Here is a 15,746-nt window from a genome sequence, read left to right as displayed (position 1 = left end):
GACCGTGCTCATGAGGTGCTCCCGGGTTGCGGCGTCCAGGTCGGCGCAGTCACGGGCGGCACGTAGTGCAGCCGCGACGGGTCCGGGCTGACCAGCAGGTTGATCTCAGGCTGGACCTCGCGCATCGAGTTGGCGACCACAAAGGGTGCGTCGGTGAGCGCCGCATCCCGGGAGGCGGTGTTCTCCGCGCTGCGCAGCAACGGAGCCAGCTGGCTGGTGTCCTTGATCCGCTCGTAGGCCAGCGACTTTCCCTCGGCGATCACGGTGGTCCGTCGCTTCTCCCACGTGTCCAGCCGGTTGAGCAGGCGCTGCCGTGCGAAGTCGGCTGACGTCTCGTCCGAGGCGTCCGTGATGCGGTCCACCATCGCGTCGATGAGGGCGGTCAGCACGGGGCGTCGATCGGACACCCGTCCTGCGGAACGCTCGGGCGAGAGTCCGTCGGTCGTCCGAGTGGCGTCGACCACCCGGGCAGCGCTGACGAGGACACCGTCGAGGCCCCTCTCCATCGACGTCTCCGAGAACGGCGTGACGGAGAGTGCTTCGACCCGGGCGTAGAACGTCTCGTGGTAGTGCCGGAACTGCTCGAAGTGCGCCAGGTCTCGTGGTCTGGCCCAGTTGCCGAGGGTCACGACCAGCCCCGGACGTCCGGGCACCGCCGGCTGGTCGCCCCGGGCCGCGCGACCGGTGTCCCGACCGACGCGGGAGGACGCCTGGATGTACTCGGCGGTGTTCTTCGGCTGACCGACCATCAGCATCAGCCCCAGCCGGGTGACGTCGACACCCACCTGGAGCATCGACGTCGCCAGGACCGTGTCGTAGGGGTCTACCGGACGGTTGGCGACCTTCTCGCCCCGCTGGCGGGCGTCACGGCGTTGCATGAGGGCCTGGGTGCTGTCGAAGTCGGGGTCGAAGCGCACCGCCATCTGGTTCAGCGTGGTCGTGATGTCCGCGCCAGAGACCCGAGCCGTCAGCTCCGTGGCGTTGAGGTCCCCGTAGGCCGTCCCGAACCGCCGTGGGAGCCCGCTGCCCGGTCGGCCCTTCGCGAGCGCGGTGCGGACGTCATCACCGAGGTAACGCGTCATACCGGCCAGCTCGCGCGTGGAGCTGAAGTACCCGACGAGAGTCATGTACGGATCGGCGGCCGAGCCACAGCGGTCGAGCATCAACTGCGCTCCGGCCATCATGACTTCGGCGAGCCGGATCTCTGCGTTGGTCATGCGGACGCCGGTGGTGCTCACGCCGATGTAGCGACGTCCCGGCGTCTCGGCGGACACGGGCACCTCTGCGGAGAAAAAGGTGTCACCCGCGTCCAGCACCTGGGGCGGAAAGATGGAGGTCGCCCTGCCGTAAAGGTTGCGCACCTGGTCGGCGGCGTTCCGGACGGTGGCGCTGGACGCGACCACGAGCGGCCGGCACGGTCGACCGTGCGCGTCCCGCCACCGGGTGAGCGCGTCGATCGCCACCTCGAAGAGCCCCACCGTGGTGCCGAGCGCGCCGGTGATCAGGTGGAGCTCGTCCTGGATGATCAGGTCCGGGGGGCGCAGCCGGACGTGGGGGGACACGGGCGCTGCCGGGTGTCCGGCCTTTGCCGGATGCTTGCCGCCGTCCTTGATCTCGCACGCCTGGTAGTCGGGGTGCACGAAGCCGTGCCTGGCACAGCGCCGGGAGACGTAACCGAAGAGCGAGGCCGCCTCGCCCTCACGCGCCAGGCGGGCGAACTTGTCGACCGTCGCGATGACGAAGGCCGGCGCGAGGCGGTAGATCTCCTCGTCGACGGTCAGGACGGGGACCCCACCCTCGACGGTGCCGCCCTCCGCGAACGGGCACTGGGCGAGCGGGTCCGAGCAGTAGACGTGCACCCGTCGGGTCGTCTCGTCCACGCGCACCTGGGCGGCCGTGATGGCCGAGCCGCACCACGGGCACCGCTGGATCTGCAGGGCCGTCAGCTTGTAGGCCGTCCCCTCGTTGACCCGCTTCAGCTCCTTGGCAGCGTCGTCGACCCGTTTCGGCGAGACGCCGCTACCGACCCACAGCCCGATCCGGAACGGCTCGGTGCCCCATGTGTCCTCGTCCTCGCGGCGAGCCATCTCGGCCGCGCACACGAGCGTCGTCGCCCGCTGGAACTGCTGGGCGGTCAGCAACCGCAGCGTGTAGCGCATCAGCACCGTGACGCCGGACCGCCCGTCCAGCGGGCCATCCGGCGAGCCGACCACCCCCTGGCGCCGACGGATGGCGAACGCGAACGCGGCAAGCCCGAGGTAGGCCTCCGTCTTCCCACCACCGGTCGGGAAGAACAGGAGCTCGACCTGGGCGAGGTCGCCGCTGCGGACGGAGGTCTCGGGCTCGCACAGGGCCCGGATCTGCATGAGGACGAAGGCGATCTGGAAGGTGCGCCAGGAGTGCGCGCCGGGTCCGCGGTCCAACACCTTCTGACGTGCTGCCGAGCGGGAGAGGTGAGGCTGCTCGGCGCGCAGCTCGGCGATCTGGGTGTGGATGCGCTGGTCGGCCATCACCCGGTTCATGAAGGCGAAGCACCGGAGCGCCTCGTCGTCCCCGAGCAGGAAGTCGAGGCCATCCGCGAGCTGGCGCTGCACGTACTCGGCCATCTCGACGGCGTCGGTCGCGTCCTGGCGAAGGTGCGCGGGCAGGGCTCCGATCCGGTCGCGACGACCGGCGAGCCACTCGGCGTACCCAGCCACGATGGGTCGCAGGCCGGCGTCGATCTCTGGCGGCGTGGCGCGGGAGAGGGCGACCATGTCCAAGACGACGCCGTCAGGGTCGGCGGCCAGGGTCTGCGGGGTCTCGGCCTCCGGCAGCCACGTGGTGGACACGCGGGTCGCCCGGCGGGAGCCTTCGGCCACCAGCCAGGTCGCGGAGCAGGTCCTGCCGATCGCGAACTCGAGGCGGTCGCGATACTGCAGGTCCAGGAGTCGCTGCTCCGGGTCGCGACCGAGGGAGTCAGGGTCCTCGACCACGTCGCGCACGGGGAGGAAGACCTCGGCCCCGCCCCCCTCGACGACCAGCCCGGTCTGGAAGAGCCACGCGTTGACGGGGATCTGCCGTGGAGTCTCACGGTCGTTGCACAGGGCCAGCTCCACCAGGCGGCAGTGCCGCTTGGGGTCGGTGTAAGAGTCCACCCGCAACGTGACATCGTCCTTGAGCGGCACCTCCTCGGTGACCCCGTCGCGGAGACGGGCAAGGTCGAGCACTGTCGGTATGTCGTGCTGCGTCCGGGCGAACTTGCGGATCGACCGCCCGGTTGCGGTGACCTCACCCGTGGGCTTGGGGTCGTAGGTCCCCCACGACGCCCTCACCGTCACGGTCGGGAGGTCGAGCGGCACCTGGAACCGTAGTCCCATCGAGGCCGGGATCATCAGCCCCCGTCTGAGTGCCTGGTCCTCGGCAGAGTCCTCGTCGGCAGCGGTCGCGGTGTCGTCCACGTCGAGAGCCGGGACGCCGCGTGACTCGGCGGCCGCGAGGTCGTCACCGACGTCGAGCAGTGAGTCGTCGTCGACATCGGCCACGGCTGGGCTGTCCGGTGAGTCGCTCAGGCGGACCGGCGCGATCCGCCCCACGAGGTAGCGGCTGTCCGGCGGCGCCTCGATCACCTCGTCGTCACCGTCGGCCGGTCCGAGCAGCTCGCGCCGCAGCACGTCGGCCAGGTTCTCCCGCGCCACCCAGGAGGTCCCGTCGGGCTCGTGGCGCAGTTCGTAGGCGGTGGAGTCAGCCGGCATCCGAGCCCACCTCATCCTTCTCGTCCTCGTACAGGGCGGGTTTTACGTCGCCCTGGAGAGCGGCGCGCCGGTGGTTCTCCTCCAGCAGCCGGTCGAGGATCTCGACCCGCGCCGCGGGGCTGACCGTCCAGCGGGTCATCTGGCGATAGGTGTGGAAGCCGTGGGCGAGCGTCACGTCGCCCCAGCCGTAGGCGTGCATGACCGCATGGTCGAGCTCCACGTGGATCTCCCGCAGCCGTGCTACGTCGGCGTCTGCTGCCACACTTATGTCGGGGTCGTTGACCAGGTTGTAGAGCTTCGTTAACCCCAGATCGCGGCGGAGCATCACCTCTCGTCGCTCTTCATCCAGGGTTCGTCCGATCTGGCGCAGGACATCCTTGTCCGCTGGGCGAGGGAAGGTCTCGAAGGCATCCGAAGGGGCGTAGCGAATCCCGGCTCCCATCGTGGATGTGTTCTGAACGGTCCATAATTGATGCATCGAACACGACTGAACTGAGAGAAACGCGTCGCTCGCTGTCGCGAAGACAACGACCTGCTCACTGAACACCATTTCAGTGGAAACTTTGGACGGCATCTGGGTGCTGCTCACTCGCGGCAATGCGATGACTGAACTCAGACCAGCGATCGTCCGCCGCATTCCAGGGCGGGCGTTCCAGAACTTCCACCACTCGTTGACCATGCGGGGGTACTTCTTGGCGTTCTGCTTTAGTCGCTCCGGTCTGACGTACCGGGTGACGTGATTCCATGGCTTTTCGAACTGGCGCGCTTCCTCCTCGGTGCGCTCACCGAAGTCTATGACCCAACGCGAGGCCGAGCCGTCGGGGCGAGAGTTCAGATCGTCGCCATTGAGGTAGGGAAACAGCACCTCGGCGTTCCGGGGATCGTCGTCGAGCCACGCGAGCGCCAGGGGCGGATCAATCACGAACCCCTTGCCGAGGACAATGCATCCCTGGAACGCAATACCCAAGTTCTCCGCGAGGCGTAGCGGGTTTCCGGTCACCCGACCGGACGGTTCCAGCAACGTCGAGATCCGCCGGACCGGCACGTCGTCGGAGACCCGCGGCACGCCGTCCGCCACCGGTCCATTGGTGGCCCACACGGCCGCATACTCAAGGTTGGCGGACTTGGCCGGCCACGGCCGGCTCTGGATCGCTCGCGTGATGGTCATTCCGTCGTTGACCATCCGGTCCAAGCCGACCTCGCGAGTGTCGCCCTGGGCGATCGTGTTGGTAGCGATGAGGCCCATCGTGCCGCGCGGGGTCAGGAGGCACTGGGCGCGGAGGAAGAAGTACGCGACTAAGTCGGCGTTACCCTTCGTGCCGCCTGCGAGTTGGTTGACGAACCACTCGCGGAGGTTCTGTCCCATGGCCGGTGACAGCTTCTTGCCGCCGAGGAACGGGGGATTGCCCACGATGGCGTCGAAACCGCCGCGGCGCATCACGTCCGGCACCTCGAGGGCCCAGTGCAACGGCTGCCAGCGCGCGTAGTCCGTCTCGACTTCCGGAGTCAGCCCGACGTCCGCCATCGCCTTAAGTGCCGTGCGGTCGCCCGTTCCGGAGGCGGGGAACGCGCGGGCGACGGCGGCGCGGAGGTTCTCGTACGCCTCGTCCAGCGCTCGACCAGGTTTGCCGCCGACCCGCAGCCCGGCGGCGATCACAGCGTCGGCGATGAGCCGCAGGTCGGCGGTGACCTCGTGCAGCCGCCGCAGCTGGGCGCGCTTGGCCTGCCCGGAGCGCTGCGGGTCGTGCTCCACGATCTGGTCGGACAGCTGCCGCCGCAGGCGGACCGCCTGCTCGATCCGGTGGTCGAGGTCGAGGCGGTCGACAAGCCTGTCTCCGACCAGCTCGAGGGCGCTCTGCTGCGGGCCGCGCCGGGGCCGGACGTGCAGGTCCTCAAGCTGGCGCAGGTCGGTGACGCCCAGCAGGGAGTTGCCGTGCAGGACCTTGTCGTCGACGAACGAGAACGGCAGCTTGGGGTCGAGCGAGACGAGCCAGAGCGACAGCTTGCACATCTCGACCGCCATCGCGTTGATGTCGGCGCCGTAGAGGCAGTTCGCGACCACCTCGCGCACGGCACGCGTCTCCAGCTCCGCGGGGGAGTAGCCCTCGGCCACACCTTCGCGGCGCCACGCTTCGACGAGCCGGGCGGCCAGGTATCGGCCCGCTGCCACCAGGAAGGCCCCAGACCCGCACGCGATGTCGGCGACCCTCAGTCCGAGCAGGTCGGTCGAACCGAGCGGCACCCACCGCTCAGGGTCGTTGCCCTGGTGCGGGCCAGGAGAGTAGACGAGCGGCTCCAGAGCGTGCTGGACGATCTCCTCCGCCAGCTCGCGGGGGGTGTAGTGCGCGCCGGCGTTGCGGCGCGACGGCGTCTCCCGCACCAGCAGGCCGCCGGGCAGCACGACCACCGGCCAGCCCCGCAGGTCTCGCCGAATCGCTCCGAGCCACGGTCGCAGCTCCTCGCGGAGGTCCTCGTCGCTCGTGACCGCGCGAAGCGCCCGCTCGGCGTCCTCGAGACCGTCGCTCGCGGCGAACGCCCTCGTCAAGGCAGCCTTTGTCGGGGGGACGCTGCCCGGCTGGTCCTCCTTGACCTGTGCAATCACTGCGTCAGCGGTGCGCGCATCGGTGCCATGCTCGTCATACAGGTTGTTGAGGGACTCCAGGGTGATCTCAGGCTCGCTGCCCTGCTTGCCGATCAGCCCGAGCACCACCTCGTCGGCGACCACGCAGGTGTAGCCGAGCAGCCCCTCGTAGATGTAGCCGATCTGCTCGACGTCAATGTCCCGGAAGGACAGGCGTCGCTCCTGCCGGTTGACGGTCGCAAACTGGAGCGCGCGCAGCACCTGAAGCATGACCCGGTCGCTGACCGGCAGCGCAAGTGAGCCCCGGGAGGTGACCGCGGTCAGGAACGGGAAGCGTGCCGGGTCAAAGAGAGATCCACCGTAGGCCGGCAGGCGGAGGTCTTCGAACGTCGCGCCCTGGTGCAGTGCCTGAGACGTGGCAAGCAGCCGGTGCCAGGTGCCGAACGACCGGTCCAGGGCGTCGTCGCCCTGGTGGCGGGCGCGCTGCTCCAGTCGGTCGAGCTGACCCGTGAGGCCATAGCCCTTCTCGAACAGCTCGCCCTGGGGCAGCAGCCCACGCTCTTCGGCAAAGAGTAGAAAGACGACTCGCATCATCGTGGTGACGACGGCCTCGTAGACCTGGTCGCCGTCCACCTGGCCGTCGCGGACGGGCAGGGAGGAGTCTTCCCCACGTTGCCGGGCAGCCTCGGCGGACTCGGAGAAGGCCTGCACGACCAGCTCGACCGCCTGCCGGACCTGGACGCCCAGGGCCTCGGTGATCTCTTCGGCAGCCAGCACGGAGCTAGCGAACAGGGCCGTCAGCCGGTTCTCTGCCTCGCCACCGACGAGCCGGACTGGGGCGAGCAGTGCGACGAGTGCGTCGCGCGCGGTGGGCTCCTCGATCCACGTCTGCGCGTCGAAGATCCCTGACGCGGCGAGCGTGTCAGGTGCGTCACTGACCAGACCCCACCAGCGTCCGTCGGTGACGACCCCGATCGGTATGCCACTTGCCTTGAGCATCAGCTCCATCCGGTCGACCGGGCTGGTCGCCCAGTCGTCCTCGGAGACCGCCCGCAGGTCCGAGACGGGATCGATCACCCAGACGAGGACAGCGACCTGGTCCTCGTGCCGCATCACGCCGGTGGGTTGGAGGCTGACCGAGTGGTCGGGGGAGTGGATGAGGGCGTTGCTCGTAGCAGCGTCGCCCCGTGACCACATCTCGCCCCATCCGAGGACCTCGCTCAGGATGACGTCCACCCACGCATCCCGCTCCGTCCGGTAGGCCTCGGTGGCTGCCTCGGTCCGCTGCGCGTCCCAGGTGTCCCAGGCGCGGTCGAACCGGCGCTTGCGGTCGGACAGTGTGACTCGGACGCCGTCGTTGAGGCGCGGCATGCCCTGGGGCCAGACCTGTAGCAGTGGTGGGAGGGCGAGGAAGGGACCCTCGGTGTCGATGAGCTCCAGCCACGCGGTGTGCAAGTCGCGGCCTGTCGGCGTGCTGCGGCGTTGTATCGCCATCACTGTCCTCCTCCCAGAGCTGCGGCGTCCGCAGGGGTCAGGGCGAAAATCACGGCTGCCGCTGTGACGTGCGCCCGCACCTCGGCATACCGCTCGCGAATCGCCGCGATCTCGCGGCCTTCCTCTTCATCCAGGGTGGCCAGGCGGGTCTCCATCGCCACGATGTCTCGAGTGCGCTGCTGCTGCTGGTCGTCGGGCAGCAGCATCGCGTCCTGCTCCTCCTGTTCGGACCGAAGGGTCCGGATGCTCTCGGTGAGGTTTGTCCGGAAGGCGGTATAGATCTGCCGAGCCCGGTCGACGTCGTCGGTCTGGCGCTGGGCCAGGGCGTCCGCCACGGCCTGCTGTCGACGCTCGGCGCGGGTCTGCATGGCCTGCTCCAGCCGCGACCGCATCCGGGATCCCTCGGCCGACCATTGATCGGCGACGGCTTCACGGACTCTGCCCGGGGCCAGGGATAGGTCCGGCGAGTCGAGCACGCGCTCCAGGAGGTCGTTTACCCGTTCTTCCGCCATGTCGTTCCCGCGCAACCGGATGCCGGAGAGGAAGACCTCCTCGTGGAGCCGCAGGCCGCCACGACCGACCAGGACCAGTCGAGAGACAGCAGCCACGCAGGACATGGGGAGCGTGTCGTCGACGACGGCGGTGACCCGCCGGACCTGGGCGTCGGCCCCGACCAGGCTGTTGCGCAGGATGCGCGCCGACGTCTGGAGCAGGGGATGGCCGAGGTGGACGTGCACCAGGTCGGTGCGTCCGGCGGCGGCGGTGTCGTCGAACGTGATGGGCCGCAGCATGCCACGGTTGAGTCGGGTGTCCAGGCCGACCGTGGCCTCACCCCAGCGTGGACCCAGATTGGGTACCGCGAAGACTGGGGCGTCGGTGTCCTGGTCACCCACCTCGATCAGACCCGGCTGGTTGGTGAGGGCCAGTGCCGTGTCGACGACCCGCTGGGCACTGTAGGGGGTGAGGTGCATGGCCTGCTTGCGCTGACCGTAGGTCCGGGCAAGCTCGGTCAAGGAGGCGTTGAGCTCCAACTCGCCGGCGCGCGCCCGGTTGGTGGTCTCGACGCCCACGTTCGTGGCTGCCTTGCGTCGGGCGGACCGCGCGCCGGTGAAGTGCTCCTGGATCTCGTCGTCGATGATCGGGTTGATGGACCCGAGATCGGCGTCGATCCTGGAGACCTTCTCTGCGATCCGCCGCATGAACGACAGGTCCGCAGCCAGTCGGGTGTCCGCGTCGGTGGGAGTCAGGTAGTAGATCTCCGGCGGGTACTCCTGACCGTAGCGGTCGATCCGTCCGATACGTTGCTCCAGCCGGGACGGGTTGAACGGCACATCGAAGTTGACGAGCCGGTGGCAGTGGGTCTGAAGGTCGATGCCCTCGCCGGCGGCGTCGGTGGCAAGGAGGACCCGAAGCGGGTGTGCTGCCGGGCTGGCCGTGAACTGGGCCCGGATGTCCTCCCGGGTCTCCGGGTCGGTGCTGCCCTGGATGACAGCAAGCCGGTCGCCGAACCCACGCTGGGTGAGGATGCTCTCGAGCCACCGCAACGTCGCGGCATACTCGGTGAAAACGACCACCCGCTCGTTGGTCCAGGTGCCACCCGGGCGGCAGACCGCCTCGAGGAAGCGGACCAACGCCACGGCCCGGGAGTCGGGCTTGTGCTCGTATCCAGCACCCCAGCTCACCAGCTGCTCGATCTGCGCGGTGGTGGCTGCGCTGAGCGGGTCGTGCCGCTTCTCCTGGCGGATCGCGGACGCCTCCGGGTGCTCCCAGAGACCCTCCTCTTCATCGGTCTGCTCGCTCCCGAGCAGCTCGGCATAGGGGTCGTCGTCCCACAGGTCCGCGGAGTCACTGGCCGCGCTGGAGTCGTAGTGCGCGAGGGTCTGGGAGAACGCGTAGGGGCTGGAGAGGAAGCGCTTCTTGAGCAGCAGCGCCACGATGTCACCGGCCGATCGACGGCCCTCGGCCCGGCTGCTCTCGCGCAGGAGGGTGTCCAGCAGCTCGAAGGCCGACGACTCGTCGGGAGTGGGGGTGAACAGGATCGGCTTGATCTGTCGGGTCTTGAAGTCTTTGCTGGGGATGTCGGTCTTGAGCCGCCGGACGGTGACCGCCTTGAGCGCCTCCGGGTCTAGGGCTGCCCCACGACTGAAGCGACGGTTGTCCACCATCTCCATCAGGGCTGTGAAGGACTCGGTGTGCCCGTTGTGCGGCGTCGCGCTGAGGAAGAGGCGGTGCTCGCAGCGCTCCGCAAGGGCGCGCGTCGCGCGGGTGCGTTTGCTGTCGAGCGCATACCCTCTCCCGCCTCCGAGCTGGCTCGGGCTGGCGGGCGCGACGTGGTGGGCCTCGTCGACGACCAGGATGTCGAAGGCATAGCGCCGGGCAGATCCGGGCCGGCCGACGTTCGCGAGCACGTCGCGCAGCAGCCGCTGCGCGCGGGGCATGGGGAGCCAGGCCATGCTGACGATGACCCGTGGGAAGAGACGGAACGGGTTGGCGCCCGGTCCGTGGCTGCGTCGGACCTGAGCCATCAGCTCGCTGTTGATGATGACGAAGTCCAGACCGAACTTCTCCCGCATTTCCTCCTGCCACTTCAACGCAAGGCTCGGCGGGCAGACGATAATGGCGGTCTGGGCCCGGTGCCGCAGCAGTAGCTCCTGGATGACGAGGCCGGCCTCGATCGTCTTGCCGAGTCCCACGTCGTCGGCCAGCAGGAGGTTGGCGCGCGGAGCGGCCAGCGCACGACGCAACGGCTCCAGCTGGTAGGCCTCGACGTTGGCGCCGCTGCGGAACGGTGCCTGGAAGGCGCTCGCGTCGGCGGAGGTCACCGCACCCCACCGGACGGCGTCCACGAAGGCCCCGAGCGTGTTGGGGTCGTCGAAGTCGTTCCGGTGCAGCTTCTCGGGAAGGCCTTGGTCCGGGATGACCGTGTGACCGACTTCGAGCTCCCACACGACGGTGAGCTCGTCACCGAGGCGGTCCTCGTCGAGGGACTGGAGGGCCACGACGTGCTGGACGCGGGCATTCGTCTCGTCGGCCGGGCTGCGGGGCAGCCCCTGGGCGCGGACGTCGGCCACGGCCCAGGCGCTTCCGCGGACCTCGACAACCTGACCGGGCTCAGGGACGTCCGGCAGAGTCTGCGCGGTGCGATCTTGGGTGACAGTCATGGCGGCCTCTCTGCGCTTGCCGTGGTTGGCTCGTGGTCGTCAGCCACGTGGCGCCGCCACTCTTTCACGCTGTTGCGAAAATCGCAACCGCCTGCCACGCTGTGTGCATGAGCGACACGACACAACGGGTCCGCGACCTGATCGCGGATCTCGGTACAAGCCAGGCGGACTTCGCTCAGGCTGTCGGTCTAGACCCCTCAAAACTGTCCAAGTCACTTGGCGGAGCTCGACGATTCTCATCGCTCGATCTCGCTCGGATCGCAGAGCACGCCAACGTCACGGTTGACTGGCTGCTGACCGGCAACGAGTCCACGCTCGCGCTGGCAGCTCGGGCACACGCGGGTAGCAGCACCGGCATCGCGTCGACCACGGCGCGGCGCATGGCTGATGTCCGTACCTCAGCTACGCGGCTGGGCTATCCGCAAGGGTGGAACTTCCCCGAGTTCACAGTGTGCTCGGGTAGGGCTTACGAGCAGGGTGAAGAGCTCGCCAAACAGGTGCAGAGACACTTCGGTTGCGATCGAAGCATGGGGGCTTTGCACGATCTTCCCGGGGTCATCGAAGAGGTGTTTGGCTTCGACGTATGCCGAACGGACCTAGGCGATGGGTTCGACGGCCTGGCGGTTGCGACGCGGGACGCCAGGATGATCCTCGTGTCCGTCACGCCGAACGCCTATCGGCAGCGGTTCACGATTGCTCACGAGCTCGCCCATCTCCTAGTCGAGGACAGCCAGGAACTGCACCTCGACGAGGACGTCTATGGCGCGAGGACCAAGCGGGAACCCTCGGAGATCCGGGCCAACGCCTTCGCGGCCGCCCTGCTCATGCCACAGGGCGTGCTCCTTGACGCGGTGAAACCGGGATTCGCCCGCTCAGACTTCCTCCTCCTCTCGACTCGTCTGCAGGTAACCCCACGCGCACTGGGCTTCCGCCTCCAAAATCTTCGGTTGATCGACGAGATGGCCGCCAGGCAGTGGGGACAGGTTTCCGCCCTAGGCGCAGCCAAGGAGTGCGACGAAGTCTCCGCCCTGTCCACAGCGGTGCAAGGTAGCTCGGCACCGCGACCACCGGGGCTCCTTGCGCGCGACCTTATGCAAGCCTATCTGGATGGGAAAACCACTGTCCGGTTGTATGCTGAACTGCTCGGCGTAAACCCGGAGGAGATGAGGGTAATCTTGGAGCAGGCTGGCTCGGAGGAGACCTGAAGTGGTCAGTGCGCTGTTCCCCGACAATACCGTGCTCTGCAACTTTGCCGCAGTTCATCGCCTTGCACTTCTTGAAGGCTTTTTTCGGGGGCGCGGGCGATGGGTTGAAGCGATCGCGGCGGAGGCGCAGCGATCTTCCCAACAATTGCCTGATTTGGCGGACGTGGCGGCATGGATGGGTGAAGCCATCGAGATCAGCGATGAGCGGGACAGCGCTCGAGTCGAGATCATTCGCCGGGATGTCTTCGGCGGAGCTTCGACCGACCCGCTCAAGCACCTGGGCGAAGCCCAGACTTGCTTTCTCCTTAAGGAGAAATCGGAATGGCGCGACTCTTGGTGGGTAAGCGACGACGTGGATGCCCTGATCTTCGCCCGACAGCAAGGTCTGGTCGTGCGGGAGACCATTGACGTTGTGATGGCCGTGATCCAGGACGGTGACCTCAGCCCCCAGCAGGGCTGGGATCTGATGCAGGACATGGTGGACCACGATCGGCGTCTCAGGATGCCTCGACGTCCGGAGGACTTGCGCTAGTCCTAGTGTCCGCGTCGAGGAGTGCTCACGCGGTGTCACCCTGAGCGATGACGCACGTCGGCACGTGCGCCGGTTGCGCTGCCCAGTCCCGACGCTTGGATTTTGGCGTACGCGGCCCAGCGGCTAGTCGGCGGGAGTGTATGCCGCTCGACATCGGAGAGTTCCTTGAGAGCGACCTGCCCGGAGGGCCTTCACGGAGATGACGCCGCGTGTACGGGAATCCCGTCCACCGGGTTGACCATCAGGTGCTCTAGCGCCCAGGGGCTGACGGCGCGTCAGGTCATCCGCAAACGTGGTCACCCCAGAGCGCAGACCGGAGGAGCGTCGTGATGCGCTCCTGACTCACCGGCGCCGGGTTGGAGTCCGGGATCGCCGCTGTCGCCAGCTCAGCAGCGAGCTCCACGTCGTCCTCGGTGAAGCCGATCCCGCCCAGCGAACCGGGCGCCCCCACCTCTCGCGCCAGGTCCCACAGCCCGGCGGCGCCCTGCGGCGTCCCGAGGGTCTCCGCGATGCGCGCGTCGGAGTCCGGGTCCGCCTCGGCGTTGAAGGCGGCGACATAGGGCAGCACCACCGCATGGGTCGGGGCATGCGGCAGGTTGAACGTCCCGCCCAGGACGTGGCAGATCTTGTGGTGCATCCCGGCCCCCGCCGAGGCCAGGGCGACTCCCGAGAGGTAGGTGCCGTAGAGCACCTGCTCATGGGCGCGCACATCCGCCGGGTCCGCCCGGAGGCCGCGCAGTCCTGGCACTAGCGCGCGCATCCCCTCACCGGCCATGGCCCGGTTGATGGGGTCGGCGCGCGAGGCCCACAGGCTGTCCACGGCGTGGGCCAGGGCGTTCAGGCCGGAGTGGACCGCGAGGTCGGGCGGCAGGCCCAGGGTCAGCGTCGCGTCGTAGACCACGACCCTCGGCAGCACCCTGAGGTCGGTCCCGGTGGTCTTGCGCTCGTCCTCGGTCATCCCCCAGATGTCGGTCGCCTCCGACCCCGAGAACGTGGTGGGCACCGCGACCACCGGCAGCCCGGTGTCCCGGGCAACGATCTTGGCGAGCCCCGTGGCCGAGCCGCCGCCGATGGCGACGACCAAGTCCGCACCCACCTGCTGGGCCAGCGCGACCGCCTCGCGGGCCCGCTCCGCCGGCACATGCTGGACGACCTCGCGGATGTGACCCGCGACGATGAACTCCTCAGACACCTGGTCCACGACCCCGGCCGCATGACCACCTCCCACGAGCAGCGGTCGGGAGGTCCCGAGGTCCCGCAGGGCCGCGGCGATATTCGCCCCGGCCTCCCCGGCGCCGAAGAGCACACGCTGACCCAGGGTGGTGTGGTCGAACCTGATCTCCATACGATCCTCTCCCTCGTCCCGCACCGGTGGCGCGGTCATCCTCGTCCGGTCGCGCTCACGGTATGCCGCAGCAACCGGGCGGTGAGCTCGCTCGCCGTCGCGCTGACCTCGTGCTCGGTGCCCGGCTCGACGAGCGAGGTGAGGTGGGCGCCCATACCTCGGAGCCGGTCCTCGGTCTGCGCCATCCGGTTGCGGGGCACCCAGGGGTCGGCCTCGCACCCGGCAAGCAGGGCAGGCGTCCCGTTGAAGTCACCCGCGAACGACACCTCCTCGCGCTCGGTCCCGACGTAACCACCGGTGAGGACGACGAGGCCGGCATACCTCCTGGGGTGCAGGAGCGCCCAGTGCGCGAGCAGGCAGGCCCCCTGGGAGAACCCGAGCAGCACTACCCTCTCCGGCGGCCACCCCGCCTCCGCGAGGCGACCCACATGCTCGTCGACCGCATCGAGCGACCAGGCGAGCCACGGGTCGTCGTCCGGTCGCTCCTCCATGAAGCCGTAGGGATACCAGCTCTGTCCGGCGGCGGCCGGCGCGAGCCACCGCAGACCCTCGACGTCCAGGCGCTCGGCGAGAGCGCGCATGTCGGCGGGGGACTGGGTGCGTCCGTGCACGGCAAGCACCGCGACCGGCGCGTCCTCCTCGCCCCAGCACTCCGCGCCCGCGGCCAGGTGCGGGTTCTCGCCGCCTTGCGGTCGTGCCGGGGCTGCGGAGCTGGTCACACCTCGATCGGTTCGAGCTGGGCCATGATGTGGCTGCGCTCGGACTCGAACTGGGGCGGCAGCATGAAGGCCTGGCCGAGCTCCTCGGGGGACTCGTCGCAGTCCCAGCCGCCCTCGTTGTGCGTGACGGCCAGCTCGAAGAGGGCGCCACCGGGCATCCGGACGTAGTGGGACTTGAAGTAGGTGCGGTCCTTCAGCTCGGAGATGTCGGTGTAGCCGGCACCCTCGATGTCGAACTTGACCTGCTCCTGGTTCTCCAGGTCGCCGAGGTTCCAGGCGAAGTGGTGGTAGGTGCCCGCGCCGAACCGCCAGGTGCCCTGGTCGTCGGTGCGGTTGCCGCGCAGCTCGACCCAGTTGCCGTGCTTGGCGTCGCCGACCCGGAACCGGGCCAGGTCGCCCTCCTCCTCGACGTCGCCGGCGAGGAAGAACGCCTCCTGGCCGAAGTCGACCGAGCGGTCCTGGTCGTAGACGTGGATGCCGATGCCGTGGATGCCGTGGACCGCGTGCTCGCGGGTCACCCCGTGGGCCTGGTGGCCGACGCGGGGGTCGTCGTCGCTCTCGACGAGCTGGTACTCGATGCCGGACGGGTGCGCGAAGGCGAGCCGGCGGGCGCCGAAGACCTCGACCGAGGTGCTGTCCACCTCGTGATCGGCGAGCCGCTTGGACCACCAGTCGAGCGAGCCGTGGGGCACCGCGAGCAGCACCTCACGGGCCTGGTTGGTGCCGCGGCTGCCGTAGAGGTTCGCCTGGGCCCACGGGAACGTCGTGATCACCGAGGACGGGTCGCCGTTCGCGTTGGAGTAGTAGAGGTGGTAGACGGGCTTGGACCCGTCGTAGAGCACGGTCTTCTTGATGAAGCGCAGGCCGAGGATCCTGGTGTGGAAGTCGACGTCCTCCTGGGCGCCGGCGACCGAGAGCGTGACGTGGTGAGAGCCGTTGATGTACGTCATGGGCGAGATCTCCTTTGATGTGCAC

At 68.7% G+C, this 15,746-nt stretch carries 8 protein-coding genes; 2 read left to right on the top strand and 6 right to left on the bottom strand.

What is annotated here, in order from left to right; genetic code table 11:
* Window positions 1-8: 8 nt before the first annotated feature.
* Genes drmA through drmD form a run of 3 tightly spaced genes read right to left on the bottom strand, consistent with a single transcriptional unit; the run spans window position 9 to window position 10,970 of the window.
* On the bottom strand, window positions 9-3,734 hold the full coding sequence (gene drmA, locus AVL62_RS09560) for a DISARM system helicase DrmA (RefSeq protein WP_235585644.1): 3,726 nt from the start codon (window positions 3,732-3,734) through the stop codon (window positions 9-11).
* Window positions 3,724-7,809: an Eco57I restriction-modification methylase domain-containing protein gene (locus AVL62_RS09555; protein ID WP_058891409.1), complete on the bottom strand. Its 4,086-nt coding sequence runs from the start codon at window positions 7,807-7,809 to the stop codon at window positions 3,724-3,726. The genes drmA and AVL62_RS09555 overlap by 11 nt, the downstream gene beginning before the upstream one ends.
* A complete protein-coding gene (gene drmD, locus AVL62_RS09550) occupies window positions 7,809-10,970 on the bottom strand; it encodes a DISARM system SNF2-like helicase DrmD (RefSeq protein WP_058891408.1) in 3,162 nt (1,053 codons plus the stop codon). The genes AVL62_RS09555 and drmD overlap by 1 nt, the downstream gene beginning before the upstream one ends.
* Window positions 10,971-11,077: 107 nt before the next feature.
* On the opposite strand from drmD, the gene AVL62_RS16620 reads away from it, so the two are divergent.
* Entirely contained in the window at window positions 11,078-12,175 is a 1,098-nt protein-coding gene (locus AVL62_RS16620) for a helix-turn-helix domain-containing protein (protein ID WP_153011741.1), read from the top strand.
* 1 nt (window position 12,176) lies between these two features.
* Complete coding sequence (locus tag AVL62_RS09540; RefSeq protein ID WP_058891406.1) at window positions 12,177-12,707, top strand: hypothetical protein; 531 nt, start codon at window positions 12,177-12,179, stop codon at window positions 12,705-12,707.
* A 280-nt stretch (window positions 12,708-12,987) separates the two neighbouring features.
* Here the strand turns inward: AVL62_RS09540 and AVL62_RS09535 are convergent, their stop codons facing one another.
* Genes AVL62_RS09535 through AVL62_RS09525 form a run of 3 tightly spaced genes read right to left on the bottom strand, consistent with a single transcriptional unit; the run spans window position 12,988 to window position 15,721 of the window.
* The gene (locus tag AVL62_RS09535) at window positions 12,988-14,052 is read right to left on the bottom strand and encodes a maleylacetate reductase (RefSeq protein ID WP_058891405.1); all 1,065 of its coding nucleotides are present in this window, start codon (window positions 14,050-14,052) and stop codon (window positions 12,988-12,990) included.
* Window positions 14,053-14,087: 35 nt separating this feature from the next.
* Entirely contained in the window at window positions 14,088-14,771 is a 684-nt protein-coding gene (locus tag AVL62_RS09530; RefSeq protein WP_058891404.1) for an alpha/beta hydrolase, read from the bottom strand.
* A complete protein-coding gene (locus AVL62_RS09525) occupies window positions 14,768-15,721 on the bottom strand; it encodes a VOC family protein (RefSeq protein ID WP_058891403.1) in 954 nt (317 codons plus the stop codon). The genes AVL62_RS09530 and AVL62_RS09525 overlap by 4 nt, the downstream gene beginning before the upstream one ends.
* Window positions 15,722-15,746 lie beyond the last annotated feature (25 nt).

The sequence above is a fragment of the Serinicoccus chungangensis genome (assembly GCF_001483745.1).
GTDB lineage: Bacteria > Actinomycetota > Actinomycetes > Actinomycetales > Dermatophilaceae > Ornithinicoccus > Ornithinicoccus chungangensis_A.
This window is presented reverse-complemented; position numbering and strand designations above follow the sequence as displayed.